We start from the raw sequence: 22,272 nt of genomic DNA, 5'->3' as shown, positions 1-22,272 counted from the left end.
TGTAGGTTAGAAGGTAGTAAGGAAATAGCCTTACACCACTTTTTGAGACGTAACTTATTTATTCAACCAATTATCAAAAATTGAAATTGCTTTCAGGACTTTAATTGGTCACGAACTGGGTGAATACGATGAACAAATTCATCTAAAACCAAACTCATTGGGAACTTGCGCTCTAAACAAAAAATATTACAACCAATGGATCAAACGTTACAATAAAGCTCTTTCCGACTCCAAAGAACAATTTGTCAAACATCATAAAGAGCATTATGGGGGAATTCTCCCTATCTGGGCCGCCGTAGAAATAATGGATTGGGGTATGCTGTCACATCTTTATCAAATGTCTCCCAATGATGCTCAAATTGCAATGTCTGAAAAATGTGGCCTAACTACAGCACAACTCGGATCGTGGCTTAAAAGTCTAAATGTTGTTAGGAATTTATCAGCGCATCATGCTCGTATGTATAACCGTGTTTACGATATAAAACCAAAATTGCCTCAAAATAAAAAATGGCAACCAATTGAAAATAATAAAAAGCATATCTTTGGTTTTATGACAATGATTGAAGTACTTATATCAGATTTCAATTTAGAACATGACGAAACACTAGAATCTATTCTCCAAAATTTTCCTCAAGATGAAGCAATTAGAAATCGTGTCATGGGAGTACCGTCTAATTGGAAATCAATACTAAATGACATTATCTCTAGCTAATGCCACAACCAACAGAGCCTCCTATGAACTACCTCCCATTTCTTGGACATAAGAAATGGGAGGCAGTTCATATGCGGGTGATTATGATTCTGCAGCGTGTTAGCGTCGGCTTTTAGGCCTGGCGCACAAAATAGCGCAGCTTTGGTAGGTTCTGCCGAAGAATCGACATGTTCCTAATCAAGATAGCTAGGCAGCTAGGCGGTCGTACTACCTGATATGCATCTCTATGCATAAACTTTATCTAATATGCTTAAACATGAATAGACTTATATAAGAAATTTAACTATCGATAAATTCTGTATCTACGGAACACACCTAAGTCGGATAATCTGCTCAGATGAGGGCATTTTACACATCTAATGACGATAATCTGCATGATTGAGGTATTTTCTGCGTCATGTATACGTCTTTTTAACAGATTATCCGACTTAGGTGTGTTTTGAACTGCCTCCTATTTCTCATGTCCAAGAAATGGGAGGCAGTTCAATAGCCGGTGGTTTTGTGTTTCGCGCGTTACACGCGCTCAACAGGCTAAAGCCTCGAACAGAAAAAGGCAGCCCACCCAGAGCTGCCTTTAATGCACACTATGTCTTCGCAGCGCCTAGACTGCGCACTCTGTCTCAGCTCCCTTTTCCTCCTTGAGAAATTGCATATCCAGAGCCTTAATAAACGGCAGGTAGATTGCCATATCAATCAAAATCAATACGAGCTGAAGTAAAGCGCCCTGCCATCCGCACAGAAGAAATCCCGAAATCAAAGGAGGGGTACTTCCAGGCAGCATAATACCGTTGCACAGAGGCACCAAGCCGGCGCTCATTGCAGACCACGCAATTAAAACGTTAACAACCGGCGTAAAAATCAGAGGAATTGCCATAATGGGGTTCAGTACTATCGGCAGTCCGTACATGACGGGCTCGTTAATACCAAAAATACCAGGCACAATGGAGATCTTTGCAATGTCTTTTGCACGGCGAGAATTGCAGAACAAAAATATCACGATCAACAGCGAAAGGGTTGATCCTCCGCCACCAAACAGCGCAAAGAACGCATCAAACTCTCGATTGATAATGTTGGGTAGCGCAGTGCTGGCGGCAAAGGCGGCCTGGTTTTCCAGCGTAAGCGCGGTCAAAATCGGCGTAAAAATAGGGCTAGTAATATTTGACCCGTTAATGCCAAAGAACCAGAAAATGCCCTGAATGATGTAAGCAATCGCCAGAGCCCACACGGTTCCACCAAGCATGGTCAGCGGAGTCTGCAATATCGAATAAATGCAGGTAAACGCATCTCCCCAAGGAGTGAGCGCAAACAAAACGCTAATAGCCCACACTGCGGCAAACGTGAGCGCCATCGGAACCAGAGCACTAAACGCAAGCGAAACAGACGTAGGAACGCCCTCCGGCATCCTAATAACCCAGTTATTCTTGATAGCAAATCCAAAAATGGACACCGACAAAAAGCCTACGATAATCGCTACAAACACACCCCTCGCGCCGGTCCATGCAAGAGGAATGCTCTCCACCAAAAATGGCTGAGAAGCTCCCTGGGGCAAAAACTCAGTCACCTGAGGCATCAAAATAAACCAACTGACGAGCGAAACCATACCAGCAGAAACTCGATCCTCTAAACCAGGTTGATCAGCAAAGTTGTAGCCAATCTCGAACGACAAAAATATTGCCATGAGCGAAACAGTGCAGGCAGAAGGAATGACCAACAGCGAGAAAAGCGACTTGCCCTGAATCGTAGTGGACTTCAAGAAATCAACCCACGCAGGAATTGGCAAGTTACCCACCAGCGTAAACATTGATCCGATAATAAGGATTGGCATGAGCATGGCAAAAGAGTCGCGCATAGTAAGAAGATATTTATTCTTACTCACCAACTCTGCCATTGGCATAAGCTTCTTCTCTAGGTCTTGCGCTACATTCATATAGTCCCCAGTATGTCACTTGAAATAACGACGTAAAAAGAGAAATCAAATCATATATCAAAAGCAATTATCGTCATCTGTAACAGGGCCTTATCGCTGTTCTTCAAATTAACAAGAAATACGTTGGTTAGAGATGCAAGTCACAATTTACAAATAAGAAAATCTAATCGAAACTGCACCATACAAAATTTAAGGCGCAGTTTCGATTGCAATTAAAGGTTCAATTTATTTTTCAATTGTTGATTCTGTTCTGGAGTAAGTTTCGTAATCGCACCAGTTCTAGAGATAGTAATAAAGTCTCTAAAATCGCTGATATGAATTGGTTTATCAAAAACTATCATGTCATCAATCGGAGCAAAATACCTGCTTCTCCAATGAAGATCATTTTCTACGGCGTATGAATCTACAATCACATCCCCAGATACAACGCCTTTTGCAAAGATACATCCGCCGTATTCTTTATAAAGCATTTCTCCTCTATTAAGTCCCACAGCCAACAACTCTTTAGCCTCGTATAATTCATCATCTTCTGAAATATTTTTCAGCTGACACTTTAAACGTCTGATTGTATCGATTGAAGTCTTTGAAAACATGAAGTAGACGTCTTCACCAATACAACAATCTTTTGGAGCCGTCCATTCTGTATGTTTTTCGACTAAAACTTTTTCAACATCAAAACATCCAACTTCATCGAGATAGAACATTATCTCCTCTAGAAATTTTGGAAAAGCGATGTTGGTAACAAAAGCACTCGTCATTGTAAATCTCCCTTCCTTAATTTAAACCTAATCTAAAACCTGGCGAGAAGATCACTCCTCTCGCCAGGCGACTAACCTGTCAGTTCTTGCCGCAACCCGGACCGCCATCGCTGCCGCCTCGACCACCACCGCGCGACCGCCTGCGACCACGACCCGCTACTTGTTCGTTAACCGCTCAATGAGCTTGTTGATCTCCCACTCGGTCATGCCTACGTCAGTCAGATACTTGCGAGCTCCGGCTGCGTAATCTGCGCCGTCGAGCGAACCGTACGTAGGCACCCCAGCAATGCAGCGGGCGATGTCGTCGAACTTCGCGTCAACAACGGCGTCGTAACGAGCCTTGTCGTCCTTCTCGTTAATGCCGTAATAGTTGTCGTAGGTAATCATGTAGTCATCGCGCATCTCATCGTAGGATGCGCCGCAAAGTGCCTCGAGAAGAGCGCAGACAAAGCCTGTGCGATCCTTACCCTCGGTGCAGTGAATAAGGTAGGGCCCCTTATGCAGAATTATCTCGCGCAGACCCGCTACCAGGCGATAAGCATATTGGCCGCCCCGATAATTGGCGTTGAGGTCAAGAGCCGCAACATTCCCTGCGTCATACAGGCTTTTGTGCCACGTAATATCGTAGTCCGCATTCTGGTAATAACCCTGAATCTCTTCGTTGGTGTCCGCGAGGTCCAAGATAAACTGCACGCCACACCTCTGGGCAAGATCTGCCGCGTAGGGCGCACGATTATTCTGATTATCAATAGGCGACGCCGAGCGATACATCACGCCCTCGGCAAGATTTCCACCCTTCATGGGACGGAAGTTGGCAAAGACCTCGTCACTTGCGTAGTCAGAGCGATTATTGGTGTACGTTGCATCCAGGGCCTTCTGAACCGTTGCGTACTTTTGCTTCTCGTGGAGCGTCACCGTGGCCGTATCTCCAGCCTTCAGACCAGCGATTTCCCATAGAGGCTCGCCATTATTTACGCACACATCGATGTAAGGATAGCCCGGATATGCAACAACCAGGGGCTCGTTAGTTTTGGTGTAATAGCCGTTGTAGTACGGAATATCGCTGAGCTTGTATCCGTTGCTAAACGTAACGTCCACGCTGTCGCCATACTCAAAGCCCAGGTTATTAAACTCTTCGATAGTGATATCCAGGTAGCTGCCGCCAAACTTGGGCTCGTGTATTGCCTCGATTTCCCCCGTTGTGATTGACGACTGCGTTGTCTGCTGGTCAGAACTGTTCTGCAGAAACGGAAATACGTTGCATCCAACCAGCGCAAACGAGAGCACCAACGACATAAACACGCTCAAAGCTGTTGTAAAACGTTTCTGTAACTTTTGCATTTCTCGCCCCGATTCTGCTGATACTGCGCGACACATGATTCCGCATGTCAAGCCCATAGTACTTTGACTATACGACTGACGAGAAACTCCACCTGTCCAAACAGATGGGGTTCACATGAACGGTGTCGTTTTATCGGTAGGTGGAGAAGGGCGTTATAGAGTGGTGCCGAACAAAAAAGGCACCCGATTAACGAGTGCCTTAAGAAAGCAAAACCGTTGAATAGTCTACAGACCAATTCGCTCTTCTAGCGCGCTTTCAATAGCTACAAGGTCAATGAAGTTATTTAGCACAATAGTGCGCTCTTTAATTCCATCAGGGAAGTTATCAAAAAGCTCATTGGTTGTGACGTAGTAATCACCATCGGCGCCTTGAACGCTACCAAGGTCGATAGTCTCAACAACAATATCTTCCCTATTCCTCTTCTGAAGGATGCTCTCAATATTCATTTTGGCAATGATTGAAGATCCAACGCCAAAACCACATACAGCAACAAGTTTCATTATTAACTCCTAAAGTGACTGGTTATGCACCAAGTACAAGCATTCTAATTGCCTTGAGCAGATACATCAAAGGCATCCACACCAACGCATAATCAATGTTGGACCAAGTTACGCCAGAGCCAAACATTACGCCGGTCAATGGATAGAACAAAATAGCCGCTGCAGAAGTAATTGCACCAGTTACCAGACCTGCTGCAAGAGCGCCCTTCCATCCACCAGCTTTGTTACCAAAGACGCCCATGACGTTACCGTCAAAGTACATGATGATTGGACTTGGGAAGACAATAACTGGAGCATGAAGAACAATAGTCAAAATGCAAACAAGGATTGCGCCAATTGAAGATCCAAGGAAGCCAAACATTCCGCCCATTGGCGAGAATGGATAGAACGTTGGAGCGTCCAGCGCTGGAACAGCGCCAGGAAGGAACTTGTCAGAAATACCCTTAAATGCTGGAACAATAGAACCAACAAACATACGGACACCCTGAAGCAGGATAACGATACCTGCAGAGAAGGTCCAAGCTCGAATAACAAGCCACAGAATCCAGTTAGTAGCCTCAGGGCCGGTACCGGACAGAGCCTCGATACCCTCCTGACCAACAGCAAGGCCCATTCCAACAAAGATGATTGGCATCAGGAAGAACAGAACTACAGTGTTGTCCCTAAACATAGATGCCCACTCAGGAAGCTTCAGCTTATCTGCATCTTCATCTGGGTTAGAGGATCCAACAAACTTACCAACAAAGTGAGCAACAACGGAACCTACCTGATCCATAAAACCAAGAGTAATTGCGTCCTGCGTCCACTCCTTTGCAAGCTTTCTGGTAATTGCAGGAGAAAGTGCATAGTAAAGTGCGTTGAGGATTGAACCAACTGCAATAATCACAACGCTGTCATCGGTGTTCAGGATTCCTGGAAGCGTAATAGCCATGAAGCATGCGTGGAAAAGTGCAAGATGAGCTGTCAGATACACATTCTTAAAGTTATTATTAGGAACCAACTTAACAATTACCAGGTGAAGCAAGAATGCAAACAGGAATATTAGTACGGAATTCCTGCTGAAGCCCTCCATGGAGAGAACCATTGCACCGGCCGCATCATTAATAGGAAGAGTACCTGCAACTCCAAGGCTGTTATTTAATGCAGTAACTACCTCAGATAGAGAACTGAAGATAATTCCTGCACCAGATGAGAGGACAAGAAGGCCAATGACCGTCTTAACAACGCCATCAATTACCTGTGGTAACTTTTTACGTTGAAGTAAAAGACCCACAAGCGCAAGCAAACCCATGAAGATGGTTTGATTTGTAAAAAGCTGAAATACAAAAACGTTCAAGATGTCCATACTATGCCTCCCCATTAATAACTTTAGATACGTTTAGTGCATCTTCTTCTGTTCTTGCAGAACGAAGCAAATCAAAATTCGCCTCGTTATTGAAGAAAATTACAATCTTCTGAAGAAGTTCAATATGAGACTCGTCATCTTTTGCTGCCAAAATAACAACGATATCCACAGGATCATTGTGCTTGCTGCCAAACTCGATTGGCTGTGCAAGTGTTGCAATTGAAATTGCTGTCTGGTGAACTGCATCACTAGGACGAGAATGACCAAGTGCAAAACCAGGAGCAAGAACAATATAAGGCCCCAACTCATGAATTGCTGCAATCATCTCTTCGATGTAAACAGGAGTGATTGCATCGCGCTTTACCAAAGGAACTGCAGCTACTTTAAGAGCATCTTCCCAGTCTTTTGCCTCAACACGAAACTGAAGGTCTTCTGGATGAATCTGCAGATGAGAAATACCTTCACTCATGCTAGGCTTCCTCTGCTACATATGCATGACCGCCAAAGCCATTGCGTAGAGCCGCGGTAACCTTATTGGAGAAGTTCGCCTCACCAAGCTTTGATGCGTTTCTCTCAAACAGAGACTGTGCAATTACTGGCACGGGGACATCCTCTGCAAGAGCCGCTTCAACAGTCCACTTTGCCTCACCAGATGCATCAACAATACCCTTAAAATCCTTAAGATTTGGATGCATTCTAAGCTGTTCTTCAATTAAATCAATCAGCCAAGAGCGGATAACAGAACCGTTTTGCCAGTTGCGAGCAACCTGAGCCAAATCATAATCAAATGGAGCCTTCTGCATAACAGCAAAACCTTCGCCGATTGCCTCCATCATTCCGTATTCAATTCCGTTGTGAACCATCTTCATAAAGTGTCCAGCACCTGCAGGACCTACGTAGTCGCAGCCGTTTTTAACGGCAACGGACTCAAAGACATCTTTGAGATACTCGTAAGCGGTCTGATCTCCACCGGCCATCAAGCAAGCACCATAACGAGCACCCGAGGTGCCTCCAGAAGTTCCAAGGTCAAGGAACCTTACTCCAAGGTTAGAAGCCTCTTCTCCGTGCCTAATGGAGTCCTTATAGTTTGAGTTACCCGCATCAATAAGGATGTCATCCTTCTCAAGCAGTGGAAGAACCTGAGAAATTGTTGATTCAGTTGCCTCTCCAGAAGGAACCATCATCCAAATAACTCTTGGTGTTTCCAGTGCTTCAACAAGCTCTGCTAAAGACTGAACAGAAGAAATACCGTGCTTCTCTACTTCCTGACGGGCATCCTCAGAAACATCAAAGCCTTTAACTTCTACTCCGTTATCTTTGAGATTCAAGGCAAGGTTAAAGCCCATCTTTCCCAGTCCGACCAATCCAACTTTCATGTTCCTTCTTTCGACGAACTTTCTTTAAGAATTACTATAAAAATAATTTTCTACTAGTCAATATTAAAAAAGAAAAAATTTTTTCTTTTCTTTTAGTGGTAAATTTTTTAAAGTAGAAGGTGTCTTATTTCATCGTTTAGCTTTGATTTGAGGAGAATCTCATGGAGTCTTCATACCGCGTAAGGCTTAAATCATTTGAGTCTTCGCTTTCTAAAAAAGAAAAAATGATAGCTTCCTATATTTCTTCTCATTCACGCGCAGCTTCGCAAATGACCATTAACGAGATGGCGCAGACCCTTGGAATGGCTGATTCCACAATTTTTAAATTCACTAGAAAACTTGGCTATACAGGATTCAAGGATTTTCACAATGCACTGATTTCTGAAGAATTTGATCCTGCAATTTCAATTCATGAAAACATTTCCGACACCTCTTCCCCACTGGGCGTGGCTGTCAGTGTATTTAACTCCTCAATTGATTCCCTCAGTCACACTAAAGAGATGCTTGAGTCTGAGAATCTTGAAGGTGCAGTTAACTTAATCGTCTCCAGCAAAACTGTGTTTCTTTTTGGACTTGGTGGAAGCAATATTATTGCTGCAGACGCCTATCACAAGCTGCTTCGATCGCCTCTCAATGTAAAATACGCGTCCGATTATCACCTGCAGCTCATGGAGGCTAGCCGCGCTACAAAAGACGACTGCGCAATCATCTTTTCTCACACCGGTAGATGCAAAGAGGCTATTCAGCTTGCCGATTTATTCCAGCAAATTGGTGGACGCGTACTAGTCATTACTAGTGATAGAAATTCTCCATTGGCGAGAAAAGCAGATGTCACGTTACTGACTATCTCAGAGGAGACCTCTTTTAGATCAGAGTCTCTTGCTTCAAGAATTGTTCAGCTAGCTCTTATTGACTCTCTCTACACGTCAGTAATGCTCGCTAACCCACGTAAATCTAAGAACTCTCTGCAAAGCATTCGTGATGCGATTGAGCTGACAAGATAGCTTTAACTGAATTCATTGCACAAAACCCGGTTGTGTCCCGAAAAGTGGTGTAAGCAAGCATTTCAGGTGTTTAAAAGAAGTGCGGTTATTTCCTAAAATATAGTCACCAAACCAATTCAGAAAGGAAATAACCGCAATGCAAACTCTACACGAAACTGAGCTCTCCTACACCCAAGATCACAAATTAGATTTAAACGGTATGGCACGAACACTGCTTGAAGACTTAGTAAATACCGTAATGGTTGAACAGGTAGAAGAGCTTGGTTGTGTTCGCAATGGATACCGTGAGTGAAAGCTCGTAACCAAGCAAGCAATACCTCGCCTTGTAGGAGCAGTGTGTATCGATCAAAACGAAGAGTGGTTTGTAGCAACGCATTTCATGGATAAACGCTCTCTTCTCTTTGAAGAAACCCCAAAGAAAGGGTCATGTACACAAGAGACCATCAACCATCTCTTACAAGTAATTGATAGTGACTTTAAGGTTTGTAAAGAGGTGGCATAATGTAGGCTAGAAGGTAGTAAGGAAATAGCCTTACACCACTTTTTGAGACGTAATTTTTTTACCTTCTATTAATGCCATTTTTTTATAATTTTTATCTGCAAACCAAAATTCTTTCATTTTAGATATTAAAAATTTACCATTTTCTATATCTTGTTTTTTTATAGTGTATATTGGCTTGTTTAATGATAAAAAATAATTAAGTTCATATTTGCACCACATTGAATTCATAGAAGAGTCCGATTCAACAAATATTAAGCTATCTGATTGTTCTAATCTACTCTCCAATACGCTTAATGTTGCCTCACATAGTAGGTGTCTTTTTAAGTAATCATCATCATTAATCCAATCACAATAGATGTTTTTGTTATTACTATTTTCGTATTTTATTAGTTTCTGAACAGATATGCTGTCCTTACTACTATGTGATATAAAAAAGTCGTATGACTTTATTTTTTGTTCATTAGCATTCTCTATTCTATACTCCAGTTCCTCTGGTGTTTTTGGAATTTTATATACTTCATTCGGATATGTCTTCTTTAGATATTCCTTCCTTTTTTTATTTCCGGCATGAACTTGCATATATTTTTGTTTTCTTAATCGTGGATTATAATTAAAAGACTGCAAATGTTTAAAAGCAATTTCCCGAAGTTGTTTGTTAATCTCAATATCATTTAATTTGAAAAAAAATTGCATTATTTGATGGCTATAATATTTTTGCAACTCTAAGATAATATATACTTTATCCTTCTGAGATGTGTTTTTTCTTTCGTATAACCCAATTAGTTTTTCTAAAAAAATAGGTGTTACCTGTTGAGTTTTAGATTTTGCTTTCTCAATTTTTTGTGTGACTCTATCTATTTTGTTTTTTCTTTTATTCCAAAGTTTTTCACTTTCCATCAAGTATATTTCATACGAAAAATTATTTTTATAATTCTCTTTGTAAAAATTTGAAGCTAATTTTTTATACATTGGACACTCAAACAATATTTCAGTTGGAGCATTCATTCTATAGCGAGCTTTCCCATTTCTTTTTTTAATGAACTTGTCTTTTGTCTGATAATATTCATACCTTATTTCAACAGATTCCCACTCATATGGATAATAATGTTTTAACGCATCTACTATGTCAGTATCTTCATAATTTTTGTCTAAAACATTTGCAATATGTTTTAATTGTTCATTCCACATTTTCTTTATATCATTTATTTCACGATTATAAATATGCTTAGTAACTCCTGCCATTACCACTTCACCCCATAATTTTTTCAATATATCTATTTTTTCTCTTTCGCTTTCTCTGCATATAACTTAAAAAGATGTGCAACTATCTTTTCTTCATCTCCATCAAAGTTAACTCCATAAGCTGCTTCAACTGCAGCATCATTAGCTTTATGTGCAGCAAGCAAATCAGCTGGCATTTTATCCGGATCATATAACTCAGCTAACGACTTATTTGGATAATTTAATCTTGTATCGAGAATTGCTTTCGCAGTCTTCTCAATAGCATCTTTTTGCTCAATGGACGCTTCTGGCCATACAAAATTGTTATACACAATGGTGTTGGAATAGCTGTAATCACCTTTAAGTCGACCAGCCACAGTACGCATCCATGCATTTTGGAATTGACTGTTAATTACTCCAAAATCATACAATGTAGCATTATTGATAAAAAACAACTTATTGCCAGGAATTAGTCCGTTATTTACAAATCCCGTAGGAACATAAAAACGTCGCTCAGATGAAACTACGGGGATTACGATGAAATTTTTACTGTTTGGTTCTTTTATCTCATCAAATAACCATGAAGTTTCTGCTTTTTTACGAGTTGCGGCTTTACTTGATGCAAGACGCATTTCTCGCACAGCTTCCACACGTTTAGATACCAAAGGTAGGCCTGCTAACTCAATTGGTGTGATTCCCACCATCCAAAGACAGAAGCGCTCTTTATTATTTATAAATTCATTACCCATCGAGAATGGCTTAATCCATTTTTCTGCTGCGGGTTCCTCTAGGAGAAGTTTTTCTTTTTCATAAGGTTCCAAAATCAAATTTCCAGCATCAGTAGGCTGACTCCCTCGACTCATAGACAACACATTACAAAGTGTCTTACTTCTTTTGTCTATAAAAATATTAGGGCCATCCATCAGATAACCATTGATATTAGAGCATAATTTTTTGGCACCATCTCTAAGATATAGTGTTTTATTTTGGTATCCAAAACGTGAGAATCCAATAATTACCACGTAAACATGAGCTTGAATAGAGGCTTCCGAGCTCCATATAAACGTTTGCCATGCAAAATCAATGTGGATACCACTCTTAAACAACGGCTCCCATATGGGCTGTACCTGTTGTCCTTGACAGATGGAATTAGTTGATACAAATGCGCAGCGAATTGGAAGATTGGAAATATAATCAGCTGCCTTCTTGTACCAACAAGCTACATAGTCGACAGTTTTTACCTTGCCAAATAAGCTTGCACGATCTTTCTGTTGTTCAGCAGAATGATTGGAGTAACCAACAAAAGGAGGGTTACCCATAATGTAATTACATTCACTTGCTGGTAATACGCTATTCCAGTCAATGCGCAAAGCATTACCTTCAACAATATGGGCCTTTTCACTTAAGGGGAAATCATCTCCACCAGCATCGTAGAACATTGATGTTTCACCGTTTGCTTTAAGACGACTAATCCAAAGGGCAGTCTCAGCAACAGTTACAGCAAAATCATTAATCTCAATGCCATAGAACTGATTCAAAGAAACACGCTTTCCTGTCTCTTCTTCATCTCCAAGGCTAAAGCCAGTCTGTCCTTTTCTAAGCTCGTTAAGAACCGTATCTTCAAGTTTACGAAGACAAGTATACGTCTCGGTAAGAAAGTTTCCTGAACCGCAAGCAGGGTCAAAGAAGGTAAGAGAACAGATTTCCTCGTGGAAGCGCTTTAAAGCATTTTCGCGTTTACGAGGAGTTGTTCCTTCTTCTGTGCAAATAGACTTAAGTTCTTCTTTAAGGTCATCTAAAAAGAGTGGGTCAATTACCTTATGGATGTTTTCTGGTGAGGTATAGTGCATGCCGCCAGAACGTCTAGTATCTGGATTCAGAGTTGACTCAAAAATTCCACCAAAGATAGTAGGGCTAATCTGTGACCAATCAATATGGGAAGATACTTCATCCAACAAGAAGCTCTTTGTTTCATCTGTAAAATTAGGTACTTCAGATTCATCTCTGAAAAGTCCACCGTTTACATACGGAAATGCCTTTACTTCAAGATCATATGGATCTCGCTCAGACAAATTAGTATCTAAAGCTCGGAATAGATTCTTCAGTGCTGTTCTAATCCTATTTGCTGGAACATCTTTCAGATAGTTATAGAAAGCATCTTTTCCAAAAAGCCCCGCATCTTCGCAATACAAACAAAACACTAAGCGTACGCAAAGCACGTTTAATGCATGCATTGACTCTTCTGAATCAGGATCTATGTATCCTTCACGCAGTTTGTCATAGAGCTTTCCAATGAGCTCTCCTGCTTTAATGGATACCGTCTTTTCTTTTTCAAGACGGCTGTTAGTGGGGTCATTAATAAAAGCTAAATACTCTGGATGATTTGCAAGTTCATCGATGGTAAACTCAAATGCGTTATTAGGAAGTTGTGACCTTCCGCATGCATCACGATCATACACTCTAAAGGTAGAGAAATTACACGTAATGACGAAGCGAGGCTGTTCCAACCTAGGAAGTTCGTCAACGTAATCAAGTGCTTGAGTCAGAGGTGTCTTTTGTTTACCTTGACGGAGTTCTTCTTTATCTAAATCAATACCAAGAGCCTTTTGTTCAATTAAAACACCAGCATCAGGAATCCATACATCGATGAATCCGCCAGATGAAACATGAAATTCAAAGAGAACGTCATCTACCTTGGGATAGCCAATAGTGCGTAAGAGCTGTAGCCAAAATTGCTGAGTGTCTCCCTTTTCATAACCTCTTCCTTGCCAGCGGGAGACAAATTCTAGAAGCTCTTTCTTATCACAAGGCATACTTTTTTCCCATTTCCACTGTAAGAAACTAATCACTCTTTTGAAACTTGATGTATTAATTTTAAGAAAATGACGGCTTGATATCTATACACAATTGTCTTAGAAAAAACTTGTAATTTAATAATGCTTAAGAATACAGATCATATTATTAATTAATACAATCTTTTTATTTTACATCTATATTTATGAGAAAATAAGTCTTTTTGCAAAAAATTTTTCTTTATTATGTTTTATAGATTCAAAAATCCCTGCTTTAGAATAGGAGTAAAGATGAGAAAAGTGTTTTTTAGTTTTCACTATGGCAATGATGTAAATCGCTCCATGATTGTGAGGAATAGTCAGCTCACTCATAAAGATCAGATTACTGGGTTTGTCGATAAAGCTGAATTTGAGAAAATACATCGGACAAATAGCAGAGAAATTTACTCTTGGATTGAGCAGCAATTAAAAGGAACCTCAGTAACTGTTGTTCTGATTGGTTCAGAAACCTTAGATAGAGATTATGTCCGTTATGAAATCCTTAGCAGCTGGACAAAAGATAATGCAATTATAGGTGTTAAAATTCACTCAATAACAGATATGCGCACTTCATCTAAAGATATTCCTGGTAATACTCATACTGAATTAATAAAAATTGATCAGCGTCCAATTTTCTTTGACGAAATTTGTGATGCTATTTATGACTATGTTGAAGATGATGGTTACAACAATTTGGGAAATTGGATTGAAAGTGCTGCCAAACATCATGGAAAATAAAATCGAACATCTTAAAATGGTTCAAAACACTATATCGCGAATGTCCGCTAATTCTTTTAATCTCAAGGGATGGTCTATCACCTTGATTACTGGATTAGTTGCTCTACATAAAAATTCATTAGCAATAATTTCTCCATTACTATTTTTACTTCCATTATTGGTATTCTGGGGCTTGGACGCATACTATCTATATCAAGAAAGGCTATTTCGTAGACTGTATGACAAGGTCAGACGAAATGAAATTAGTAATTTTGAAATGAATCCTTTTTGTGACAATGCTATTGATAAAAAAATTCGCTGGTTTCAATGTCTATTGTCACATACAGAGTTGGCATTTTACATTTCTCTTATTTTGATTTCATACATTACATATTGTTTATGATTTCTCTCTTGTGCCCGTAAACACAAAGTCTCGGTTAGCGATATGGGCGATGCCTTGAATGGTGTCGCCCTCAACAGAGCCACCAACAGCAAAGATAACAGGACCCACAAAAGACTCAAGCTTGCCACCGAAGGTAAACGAGTTGTCGGTAACCTTGCCGTTTTCAATATCAATCTGAACACCCATGGCAGTCAGAGAGCCAGTGAGTTTCTCGCCAGAAGTGATGAGGACAGCGGTTCCCTCTTTGGCTCCAACGGGAGAGTCCATTTGAATCTTGTATGTTCCGTCGATCATGATGCCTCTATTCTATCCAGGCGTTATACCTGGTGTTTTTTGAGTTGCAGCCGCTGGTTTTGTTAGAGCTCGGTTGGATGACTGCGGCGAAACCAGCTGCTAACGGTACGTCTCTATTCTACCCAAGAAGTGTGAGGGATAGATGTGGTTTCTCGCCAAGAGGTGATTTGTAGGTTTTGAATGAAAGTTGGAAATTTTCCGAACGAATGTTTGACGGAGAGTTTCTGGGGTATAGGGACGGTAGATAAATCGCGCGGCACTTCTCGCCACGCTTGTAGAAAGGAACGTCCTATGGACATTTCACAGGTTAAGAAAGTTGTAGTTGCTGGCGGCGGCGTTTTGGGCAGCCAGATTGCATTCCAGACCGCTTATCGCGGCTACGAGACCACCATTTGGCTAAGGTCCGAGGCTTCAATTGAGCGCGCTCGTCCAAAGATTGAGCACCTCAGAGAGGTGTATCTGAACACCCTCGAGGCTATGAAGAGCGATCCTAAGGCGTACGCTTACGGTCTCATTGCTCAGGACGAGATTACCCCAGAGAAGCTCGACCAGCTTAAAGAGCAGGTAGAGCGCGCATACAGCAACCTCAAGCTCACTTCCGATTGGGATGAGGCTTTTGGTGACGCTGACTTTGATATCGAGTCCGTCGCTGAGAATCCAGAGCAGAAGATTGAGTTCTACACCGAGCTGGCCAAGCACCTGCCCGAGAAGACTATTGTTGCAACTAACAGCTCAACCATGATTCCAAGCATGTTTGCTGCAGCTACTGGTCGTCCCGAGAAGTACTTGGCACTCCACTTTGCTAACGAGATTTGGCGCAACCCAATCGGCGAGGTTATGGGTCACGCAGGTACCGCTCAGGAGAACTTTGACATGGTCGTCGCTTTTGCGGCAAGCATCCGTATGATTCCGGTCAAGGTTCTGAAGGAGCAGCCTGGCTACCTGCTGAACTCCATGCTGGTACCTCTTCTGGTCTCCGCTGAGCAGCTCTGGGCTAACGGCGTTGGCGACGTTGAGGACATCGACAGGGCTTGGCGCATTGGCACCGGCTCGCCAAAGGGTCCGTTCCAGATTCTGGACATCATTGGCCTGGTCACCGCATACAACGTTGCTCTGATGAATCCTGCAGCTAAGGATCCTGAGTCCGTACAGGGTCGCATTGTTGCCCAACTCAAAGAGAAGATTGACAAGGGCGAGACCGGCGTTGCCGCTGGTAAGGGCTTCTACGAGTACAAGTAAGGGCCCGAGCGCGGGGCGCGGGCACGTGGGGCGCGCCGGTATGCGCAGGTTGCAACCACGCGCAACACCGCAGGTCAGTGGCGCGCGGCGCGTACAGGTTGTAAGCGATTTCTACCCGGCATCCATTTCGTGTGGATGCCGGGTTTCTTGTGCGTAAGCGCTGCTAGTGGACGGGGTTTCTCGCCAGGCTGCGAGCGGGAGCTGGACGCGAGCTCAGCGGGAAACGAACGTGCGTCTAGCGTGCGCCTGATTTCTGCAAAGAATCTGTGGATTTGCCTAATTTTGCAAAAGAATCAGTGGCTCAAATACTGTTACTGTCTTAGCAAACGTAATAAGTTATTTTGTTATTCAACGCTTGCAAAGAAAAAGGACTTCTCAAAGGCCAGGTAAGCATTTTAAGAAGTCCTAGACAGTCTCAAAGGGTAGCTGTAAAGGCAGCTACCCCGCGAGGTGTATCTTTAAGTATACGTAGAGGTCAAGATGATTACAATTAGTTTTGTTGGTCTTCTTGTAGCTATTATCGCTGGTACGATTGTCGGTCAGCTAATAATTTCTTTAATTGAAAAGAGACAGTAGGTTTTGAAGTGTGTCTGGCCATGAGTCGCCTCCCCGCCGTAGAATTGTTATAGTTTCGGTGCTGAAGTCCATGGGAGGCGTGAGTGGTTGAGTCTTTAAAACTATTCGTTCGGACCTACGTGTATTGGGTAGGACTTATCTTTGGCTTTGCGATAGTGCCCGGTTCCCTGCTCTTCACCGGTGGAGTCGCCCCGGTGAACACCCCATCGTGGCTTACCCCTCTAGCAGGACTGCTACTTTTTATCATTGATAGGCCATCAACATGGGAGACGCCGCTCTGGCGAGCATTACTGATCCGCGTATTGGGTGCAGGATTTGCAGCCACCATGCTCATCGCGTTTGATGCAGTTGCTTCCACCTACTATGGATCTCAACATTGGAGTGAGACGCTCCTATCTCTCAGTCTCGGCTGGATTGCCTTCACGGTCATGGCAGGACGGATGCTCATGAGGAGCTCAGCCCGATTTGCCACGCCTACTTTCACGAACAGGGACGCGATCCGTACGTACACGACATGGATTGGAATCTGCTTCGGGATTTTCTATATCCCCGCCACGGGGCTCGCCGCAGCTGGCACTCTTTTGATGGTACTTCCACTTTACGGAACGTTTCTCACCGGCCTGGTTCTTTTGATAGTTGACCCGCCACAACGATGGCCACAACCGCGAGTGAAGGCACTGTGGATACGACTCTCGTCAAGCGGGGCAGCAGCATTACTACTTACTGTCACGAACTCGTTCTATCGCAGTACTGACACACACGAGATTTTCGTTGGGGACTGGCGGGGAAACCTGCTCTTCTTCGTAGGCGCTTGGGCACTTTATGCCGCAGTGGCTGGGGCCGCGTATCTTATGCGTGGCCCCAGCCACGAAGCATCTGACAACTCAGTAGATGAATTCAGCTAGAGCTTGTCATGCTGCCCTCTTGGTTTCTTCGCTAGGCTCAACGCCCAAATAGCCGTATGCTCCATTGGAACCGTCTGTGAGAAGGCTAACGTATCTGTCATCTAATGGGTCATCAATTTCTGCAAAGAATCTGTAAATTCTGCCTGAAAACGTTAAAGAATCTGTGGATTTGCCTGATTTTGCAAAAGAATCGGTGGCTCAAATACAGATTCTTTGCACTTTTCAGGCGGACTATTTGAACTCAAAGTTGCTTTTCATGGGCGCTCTTCGTGGAGCCTGATTTTCTCGCCATGTCTGAACGTTTTGCCGGAAAAGTACACCAAGTCTGAGCTATTTGCCGGTTTTTCTCGCCATGTCTGAGTAAATTTACTCAGACATGATGCACTTTTTAGGCGGGATGAAAGTAAACGATTTGGTGACTCGACAAATTCTTTGCAAGCAAAAAGCCCTTCTCGCCAGATGACGAGAAGGGCTTTGTTTGTGCGACGGTAACGTGCGATGATGTGCTCCATGCACGCTAAAGCACGCCAGAGCTCGAAGAACTTACTTCAAGAAATCCTTAACGGATGCGAGGACGCTTGGGGTATCCAGGCCGTACTTGGCAAGAACCTGAAGTGCAGGTCCGGACTCGCCATAGGTGTCCTGAACACCGATAACCTTAACGGGAACAGGAGCGTTCTCTGCAAGAGCCTGGCAAACCGCACTGCCCAGACCGCCGATAACGGAGTGCTCCTCAATAGTCACAACCTTGCCGGTCTTTGCTGCAGAAGCGGTAATCAGCTCAGTATCCAGAGGCTTGATGGTGTGAATGTTGATGACCTCGGCGTTGACACCCTCTGCTGCTAGCTGCTCTGCAACCTCAAGAGCCACAGGAACCATGAGGCCACAAGCTACCAGCGTAACGTCAGTGCCCTCCTTGAGGACAATGCCCTTGCCAAGTTCGAAGTGGTAGTCAGGGTTAGTGTTGAAAACAGGAACAGGGAGGCGGCCAAAGCGCATATAAACAGGACCGTCATGGTCGTAAGCGGCCTTAACAGCGGCCTCAGCCTCAACAGCGTCGGATGGAATAATGACCGTCATGCCAGGAATGGTACGCATAACAGCAATATCCTCATTGCACTGGTGAGTAGCGCCGTCCTCTCCTACCGAGAGGCCTCCGTGGGTAGCGCCAATCTTGACGTTGAGGTGAGGGTAACCCACCGAGTTTCTGATCTGCTCAAACGCACGACCAGACGTAAACATTGCAAACGAAGTTGCAAAGACCTTGTGACCCGTAGCTGCAACACCAGCTGCCATACCAATCATATTGGCTTCAGCAATTCCACAGTCCACGAAGCGCTCAGGATACTCCTCGCCGTACTTGCCGGAACGAGTTGCCTCTGCCAAGTCAGCATCAAAGACGAGAAGATCGTCGTGCTCTTTACCAAGCTCTACCAGGGCTTTTCCGTAAGCCTCTCTGGTGGCAATTTTCTGTACCTCTGCCATGTTATGCCACCTCTCCCTCAAGCTCTTTAAGTGCCTGCTCATATTGCTCCTGGTTAGGAGCCTTGCCGTGCCATCCTACCTGGTTCTCCATGAAGGAGACACCCTTGCCCTTTACGGTGTGGGCAATGATAACGGTTGGCTGACCCTTGACGGTGCGAGCCTCAGCAAATGCAGCTGCAAGCTGGTCAAAGTCGTGTCCGTCGGCTACATCAATAACGTGGAATTTGAACGCCTTGAACTTCTCGTCAATTGGCTGTGGCGTATTGATCTGATCAAGCGAGCCGTCAAGCTGCAGGTTATTGTTGTCAACAATAAGCGTGAGGTTATCAAGCTGGTGGTTGCCGGCGAACATGGCAGCCTCCCAGACCTGACCCTCTTCAATCTCGCCGTCGCCTAAAAGTGCATAGACGCGGTAGTCCTTGTTGAACTTCTTGCCAGCAAGCGCCATGCCAACAGCGGTGGAAACGCCTTGACCCAGGGAACCGGTGCTCATGTCAACGCCAGGCGTATCGTTCATGTTTGGGTGACCCTGAAGGCGTGAGTTGAGCGCGCGGAAGGTTTTGAGCTCCTCCTTGGGGAAGAAACCGCGCTCAGCCAAAACACCGTAAAGTGCAGGAGTAACGTGTCCCTTTGAGAGCACAAAGCGGTCTCTGCAGGGGCAGTTTGGCTTGGTAGGGTCTACGTGCATCTCCTTGAAGTAGAGATACGTTAGGATTTCTGTTGCAGAAAGCGAGCCACCGGGATGGCCGGATTTGGCCGTAAAGACCTGCGTGAGAATGCTTTTGCGCACCTCACGAGCAACCTGTTTAAGGTCGACGTCCATGTAATTTCCTTTCACGTATTGCGTGCGAGAAACGCAGCAGGTCGGCACCACATGTCGCGACGGATCGACGCTACGTGCAAATGCGTGCGAGTCGTCACAGCGTGCGAGTCGGCGCCGCGTACGAGTGCGTACTTACAGACCGAACTTCTCGCTAAGCTTTTCCTTCATCTCATTCTTATCAAGGATGTTGGAGAGGATGATCTTCTCGTCCTCTGGAATGTCAGCGATAAAATCCCCGAGGTCGCGAGCAACAATGAAGAGGTCAGCTGCACCAGGGGTGACGTCAGAAACGGTTGAGTGCTCAACCTCAACACCACTGACGCCCAGCTCATTCAGGACGTCCTGGATCTGCATCTCAACCATAAGACTGGAGCCAAGTCCACTTCCGCAACAACAAAGAATCTTCTGGATAGCCATAAGAACTCCTTTCAATTCACCACGCGTAACCTGTGGGTTTACGTGGGTTTTCTGAGTTAAAAGTCGGGCCCCATCCAAGGACGAAGCCCGACCTAGATACCTAAATTCTACTCGCATTTTCTGCAGCAACTGCGATGTTTAGCTGCAATTCTGTGAGCGGATGTTACTCGGCCTTCTTCTCTTCTGCCTTCTTAGGAGCAACAAGGTTGAAGATGATTGGGAGGCAGAAGCAGAGAACGCAGATACCGGTAAGCACTGCACCCTGGACATTCAGAGCAACGTTACCAAAAATCAGAGCCATGATAGAGAAGTCGGCGTCGGAGAAGGTAGCGGAGGTGAAGCCCATGAGGGTGAAGACTGGCATGCACAGTGCAGGCAGGAAGGTAATGAGCAGGCCGTGGACAAAAGAGCCGGCGATGCAGCCCTTGATGCCGCCCTCTGCGTTACCAAAGACGCCTGCGGTTGCGCCGCAGAAGAAGTGAGGAACAACGCCTGGGAGGATCAGAGCAATTGCTGCAATCTGAGCGTTAATAACACCAAGGATAAGCAGACCCAGGATGCCGCCAACGAAGGAGCTCAGGAAGCCGATGATAACGGCGTTTGGAGCATAGGTGAATGCGATTGGGCAGTCAATTGCAGGCTTTGCACCAGGGACAAGCTTCTGAGCAATACCCTTAAATGCAGGAACAATCTCGCCAATGATCAGACGGACACCGGACAGAATGATGTAAACACCACCAGCGAAGGAGAGGCCGCGGGTAAATGCCCAGACAATCCAGTTAGTGGTGGTCTCGGTACCAATGTTCAGCAGGTCGCCGAGGTGCTGAAAGCCCGCATACTGTGGGTTAGAGGCAAACTCTGCAGCGGTAGTTCCTGCAGGTACCAGGGTTAGAAGGCCACGGCTGACGGCAACGCCGGTGATAACCAAAAACATGACGATCATGGTCAGACCAATAGAAACGGTGTTGTCGCGCAGGAAGATGAGGCGCTTGGAGAACTTGATATTCTCGGTGCTATTCTCGCGATCGGAAGCAAAGAGCTTACCGACCATACCAGCAAGCCAATAACCAGCGCCGCCGAAGTGGCCAAGTGCTACGGAATCGCTGCCGGTAACCTTGCGCATGGTTGGCTGGCAGTATGCAGGAGACAGAACCATAATCAGAGCAAGCAGGCATGCGCCGGAGATGTAGAGCATCCAACCGGAAAGGCCGCCGACGTGCAGGATGATGGCGAGCATAGCTGCCATGTAGAGAGTGTGGTGACCGGTGAGGAAGATGTAGTTAAAGCGAGAAAAACGTGCGAGGACAATGTTCAGGACCATGCCGATGCACATGATGATTGCGGTTGCTTGACCAAACTCGCCAAGTGCCAGCGAGACGACGGCCTCGTTGTTTGGGACGACGCCCTGCATGTCAAAGGCAAAGTTGAAGATCTCGCCAAAGGCCAGGAGGGAACCGGTCTGCAAGAAACCTGCACCTGCAGAAAGAACAAGGAAGCCAACGATCGTCTTGAGGGTACCCCTGATGAGGTCCTCAATTGGCTTTCCCTGAAGCGCCAAACCTAGCAGGGCAACAAGGCCAACTAGGATGGCTGGTGTTGATAACACGTTTACAAAAAACTCAACAACAGGCATACAAACCCCTTTCAACAAAACGCGATACAACAAACTGACACAACAAACTGCGACAACAAACTGCGACAACAAACTGCGAGTTCGTGCGGTCCTGCAGCACGATGGCACGAACCCGGTGTACGTGCGGTCCTGCAGCACGACGGTACACGGTACGAGCCCGGTGTACGTGCGGTCCAGCAGCACGACAGTACGAACCCAGCGCTTTTAACTGATTGTAATCCATTTGTGTTTATTTTGTGCAAAATTATTTATGTTTTGCAGA

At 44.5% G+C, this 22,272-nt stretch carries 19 protein-coding genes and 1 pseudogene; 6 read left to right on the top strand and 14 right to left on the bottom strand.

All coding sequences use genetic code 11. The features are described 5' to 3' along the window. Positions 1-67: 67 nt before the first annotated feature. A pseudogene (locus ACO5GU_RS04370) lies at positions 68-712 on the top strand (Abi family protein); the annotation flags it as partial. A gap of 601 nt (positions 713-1,313) precedes the next feature. Here the strand turns inward: ACO5GU_RS04370 and ACO5GU_RS04365 are convergent. From ACO5GU_RS04365 to gnd, 7 genes are all read right to left on the bottom strand, one after another. After that, positions 1,314-2,639 (bottom strand): PTS sugar transporter subunit IIC, encoded by a 1,326-nt coding sequence (locus ACO5GU_RS04365; protein ID WP_484863803.1) that lies wholly within the window; start codon positions 2,637-2,639, stop codon positions 1,314-1,316. 212 nt (positions 2,640-2,851) lie between these two features. Further along, entirely contained in the window at positions 2,852-3,397 is a 546-nt protein-coding gene (locus ACO5GU_RS04360) for a hypothetical protein (RefSeq protein ID WP_484809030.1), read from the bottom strand. Positions 3,398-3,553: 156 nt separating this feature from the next. Beyond that, complete coding sequence (locus tag ACO5GU_RS04355; RefSeq protein ID WP_484930276.1) at positions 3,554-4,738, bottom strand: tyrosine-protein phosphatase; 1,185 nt, start codon at positions 4,736-4,738, stop codon at positions 3,554-3,556. A gap of 225 nt (positions 4,739-4,963) precedes the next feature. Further along, positions 4,964-5,239 (bottom strand): PTS sugar transporter subunit IIB, encoded by a 276-nt coding sequence (locus tag ACO5GU_RS04350; protein WP_313996178.1) that lies wholly within the window; start codon positions 5,237-5,239, stop codon positions 4,964-4,966. A 22-nt stretch (positions 5,240-5,261) separates the two neighbouring features. Further along, the gene (locus tag ACO5GU_RS04345) at positions 5,262-6,584 is read right to left on the bottom strand and encodes a PTS transporter subunit IIC (protein ID WP_313996182.1); all 1,323 of its coding nucleotides are present in this window, start codon (positions 6,582-6,584) and stop codon (positions 5,262-5,264) included. Between the two features lies 1 nt (position 6,585). After that, on the bottom strand, positions 6,586-7,053 hold the full coding sequence (locus tag ACO5GU_RS04340) for a PTS sugar transporter subunit IIA (RefSeq protein ID WP_484905407.1): 468 nt from the start codon (positions 7,051-7,053) through the stop codon (positions 6,586-6,588). A gap of 1 nt (position 7,054) precedes the next feature. After that, positions 7,055-7,960 (bottom strand): phosphogluconate dehydrogenase (NAD(+)-dependent, decarboxylating), encoded by a 906-nt coding sequence (gene gnd / locus ACO5GU_RS04335; protein ID WP_484930275.1) that lies wholly within the window; start codon positions 7,958-7,960, stop codon positions 7,055-7,057. A 161-nt stretch (positions 7,961-8,121) separates the two neighbouring features. Here gnd and ACO5GU_RS04330 point away from each other — a divergent pair, with 161 nt between their 5' ends. Then, positions 8,122-8,964, top strand: coding sequence for a MurR/RpiR family transcriptional regulator (locus ACO5GU_RS04330; protein WP_484930274.1), 843 nt, complete (start codon positions 8,122-8,124; stop codon positions 8,962-8,964). Positions 8,965-9,100: 136 nt separating this feature from the next. Beyond that, positions 9,101-9,256, top strand: coding sequence for a hypothetical protein (locus tag ACO5GU_RS04325; protein WP_484930273.1), 156 nt, complete (start codon positions 9,101-9,103; stop codon positions 9,254-9,256). Positions 9,257-9,496: 240 nt separating this feature from the next. Here the strand turns inward: ACO5GU_RS04325 and ACO5GU_RS04320 are convergent, their stop codons facing one another. Both ACO5GU_RS04320 and ACO5GU_RS04315 read right to left on the bottom strand, forming a co-directional pair. Then, complete coding sequence (locus ACO5GU_RS04320) at positions 9,497-10,708, bottom strand: TIR domain-containing protein (RefSeq protein ID WP_484930272.1); 1,212 nt, start codon at positions 10,706-10,708, stop codon at positions 9,497-9,499. Positions 10,709-10,740: 32 nt separating this feature from the next. Beyond that, positions 10,741-13,500 carry a class I SAM-dependent DNA methyltransferase gene (locus tag ACO5GU_RS04315; protein WP_484930271.1) on the bottom strand — a complete coding sequence of 920 codons (2,760 nt, stop codon included), beginning with the start codon at positions 13,498-13,500 and terminating at the stop codon, positions 10,741-10,743. Between the two features lie 270 nt (positions 13,501-13,770). Here ACO5GU_RS04315 and ACO5GU_RS04310 point away from each other — a divergent pair, with 270 nt between their 5' ends. Then, on the top strand, positions 13,771-14,256 hold the full coding sequence (locus ACO5GU_RS04310; RefSeq protein ID WP_484930270.1) for a TIR domain-containing protein: 486 nt from the start codon (positions 13,771-13,773) through the stop codon (positions 14,254-14,256). Positions 14,257-14,632: 376 nt separating this feature from the next. Here ACO5GU_RS04310 and ACO5GU_RS04305 read toward each other — a convergent pair whose 3' ends face one another. Continuing rightward, positions 14,633-14,932 (bottom strand): hypothetical protein, encoded by a 300-nt coding sequence (locus ACO5GU_RS04305; protein WP_484895332.1) that lies wholly within the window; start codon positions 14,930-14,932, stop codon positions 14,633-14,635. Positions 14,933-15,223: 291 nt separating this feature from the next. Between ACO5GU_RS04305 and ACO5GU_RS04300 the strand changes: the two genes are divergently transcribed. Together ACO5GU_RS04300 and ACO5GU_RS04295 are read left to right on the top strand one after the other, a co-directional pair. Beyond that, on the top strand, positions 15,224-16,171 hold the full coding sequence (locus ACO5GU_RS04300; RefSeq protein WP_484930269.1) for a 3-hydroxyacyl-CoA dehydrogenase: 948 nt from the start codon (positions 15,224-15,226) through the stop codon (positions 16,169-16,171). A 659-nt stretch (positions 16,172-16,830) separates the two neighbouring features. After that, a complete protein-coding gene (locus ACO5GU_RS04295) occupies positions 16,831-17,652 on the top strand; it encodes a hypothetical protein (RefSeq protein ID WP_484930268.1) in 822 nt (273 codons plus the stop codon). Between the two features lie 543 nt (positions 17,653-18,195). Here ACO5GU_RS04295 and ACO5GU_RS04290 read toward each other — a convergent pair. From ACO5GU_RS04290 to ulaA, 4 genes are all read right to left on the bottom strand, one after another. Next, a complete protein-coding gene (locus ACO5GU_RS04290; RefSeq protein WP_484930267.1) occupies positions 18,196-19,137 on the bottom strand; it encodes a transketolase family protein in 942 nt (313 codons plus the stop codon). A 1-nt stretch (position 19,138) separates the two neighbouring features. Beyond that, a complete protein-coding gene (locus tag ACO5GU_RS04285; RefSeq protein WP_035435570.1) occupies positions 19,139-19,960 on the bottom strand; it encodes a transketolase in 822 nt (273 codons plus the stop codon). Positions 19,961-20,092: 132 nt separating this feature from the next. Further along, a complete protein-coding gene (locus ACO5GU_RS04280; protein ID WP_484930266.1) occupies positions 20,093-20,377 on the bottom strand; it encodes a PTS sugar transporter subunit IIB in 285 nt (94 codons plus the stop codon). A gap of 163 nt (positions 20,378-20,540) precedes the next feature. Further along, on the bottom strand, positions 20,541-22,010 hold the full coding sequence (gene ulaA, locus ACO5GU_RS04275) for a PTS ascorbate transporter subunit IIC (RefSeq protein WP_484930265.1): 1,470 nt from the start codon (positions 22,008-22,010) through the stop codon (positions 20,541-20,543). Positions 22,011-22,272 lie beyond the last annotated feature (262 nt).

The organism is Lancefieldella sp. (assembly GCF_057237245.1).
Note: the sequence above shows the minus strand (reverse complement) of the source record. Positions and strands in the feature narration are given on the sequence as shown.

What these genes read in the sequence shown, in the direction of transcription:
- ACO5GU_RS04365 (WP_484863803.1), bottom strand. Translation starts at nt 2,639, where the DNA reads ATGAATGTAGCGCAAGACCTAGAGAAGAAGCTTATGCCAATGGCAGAG.
- ACO5GU_RS04360 (WP_484809030.1), bottom strand. Translation starts at nt 3,397, where the DNA reads ATGACGAGTGCTTTTGTTACCAACATCGCTTTTCCAAAATTTCTAGAG.
- ACO5GU_RS04355 (WP_484930276.1), bottom strand. Translation starts at nt 4,738, where the DNA reads ATGCAAAAGTTACAGAAACGTTTTACAACAGCTTTGAGCGTGTTTATG.
- ACO5GU_RS04350 (WP_313996178.1), bottom strand. Translation starts at nt 5,239, where the DNA reads ATGAAACTTGTTGCTGTATGTGGTTTTGGCGTTGGATCTTCAATCATT.
- ACO5GU_RS04345 (WP_313996182.1), bottom strand. Translation starts at nt 6,584, where the DNA reads ATGGACATCTTGAACGTTTTTGTATTTCAGCTTTTTACAAATCAAACC.
- ACO5GU_RS04340 (WP_484905407.1), bottom strand. Translation starts at nt 7,053, where the DNA reads ATGAGTGAAGGTATTTCTCATCTGCAGATTCATCCAGAAGACCTTCAG.
- gnd (WP_484930275.1), bottom strand. Translation starts at nt 7,960, where the DNA reads ATGAAAGTTGGATTGGTCGGACTGGGAAAGATGGGCTTTAACCTTGCC.
- ACO5GU_RS04330 (WP_484930274.1), top strand. Translation starts at nt 8,122, where the DNA reads ATGGAGTCTTCATACCGCGTAAGGCTTAAATCATTTGAGTCTTCGCTT.
- ACO5GU_RS04325 (WP_484930273.1), top strand. Translation starts at nt 9,101, where the DNA reads ATGCAAACTCTACACGAAACTGAGCTCTCCTACACCCAAGATCACAAA.
- ACO5GU_RS04320 (WP_484930272.1), bottom strand. Translation starts at nt 10,708, where the DNA reads ATGGCAGGAGTTACTAAGCATATTTATAATCGTGAAATAAATGATATA.
- ACO5GU_RS04315 (WP_484930271.1), bottom strand. Translation starts at nt 13,500, where the DNA reads ATGCCTTGTGATAAGAAAGAGCTTCTAGAATTTGTCTCCCGCTGGCAA.
- ACO5GU_RS04310 (WP_484930270.1), top strand. Translation starts at nt 13,771, where the DNA reads ATGAGAAAAGTGTTTTTTAGTTTTCACTATGGCAATGATGTAAATCGC.
- ACO5GU_RS04305 (WP_484895332.1), bottom strand. Translation starts at nt 14,932, where the DNA reads ATGATCGACGGAACATACAAGATTCAAATGGACTCTCCCGTTGGAGCC.
- ACO5GU_RS04300 (WP_484930269.1), top strand. Translation starts at nt 15,224, where the DNA reads ATGGACATTTCACAGGTTAAGAAAGTTGTAGTTGCTGGCGGCGGCGTT.
- ACO5GU_RS04290 (WP_484930267.1), bottom strand. Translation starts at nt 19,137, where the DNA reads ATGGCAGAGGTACAGAAAATTGCCACCAGAGAGGCTTACGGAAAAGCC.
- ACO5GU_RS04285 (WP_035435570.1), bottom strand. Translation starts at nt 19,960, where the DNA reads ATGGACGTCGACCTTAAACAGGTTGCTCGTGAGGTGCGCAAAAGCATT.
- ACO5GU_RS04280 (WP_484930266.1), bottom strand. Translation starts at nt 20,377, where the DNA reads ATGGCTATCCAGAAGATTCTTTGTTGTTGCGGAAGTGGACTTGGCTCC.
- ulaA (WP_484930265.1), bottom strand. Translation starts at nt 22,010, where the DNA reads ATGCCTGTTGTTGAGTTTTTTGTAAACGTGTTATCAACACCAGCCATC.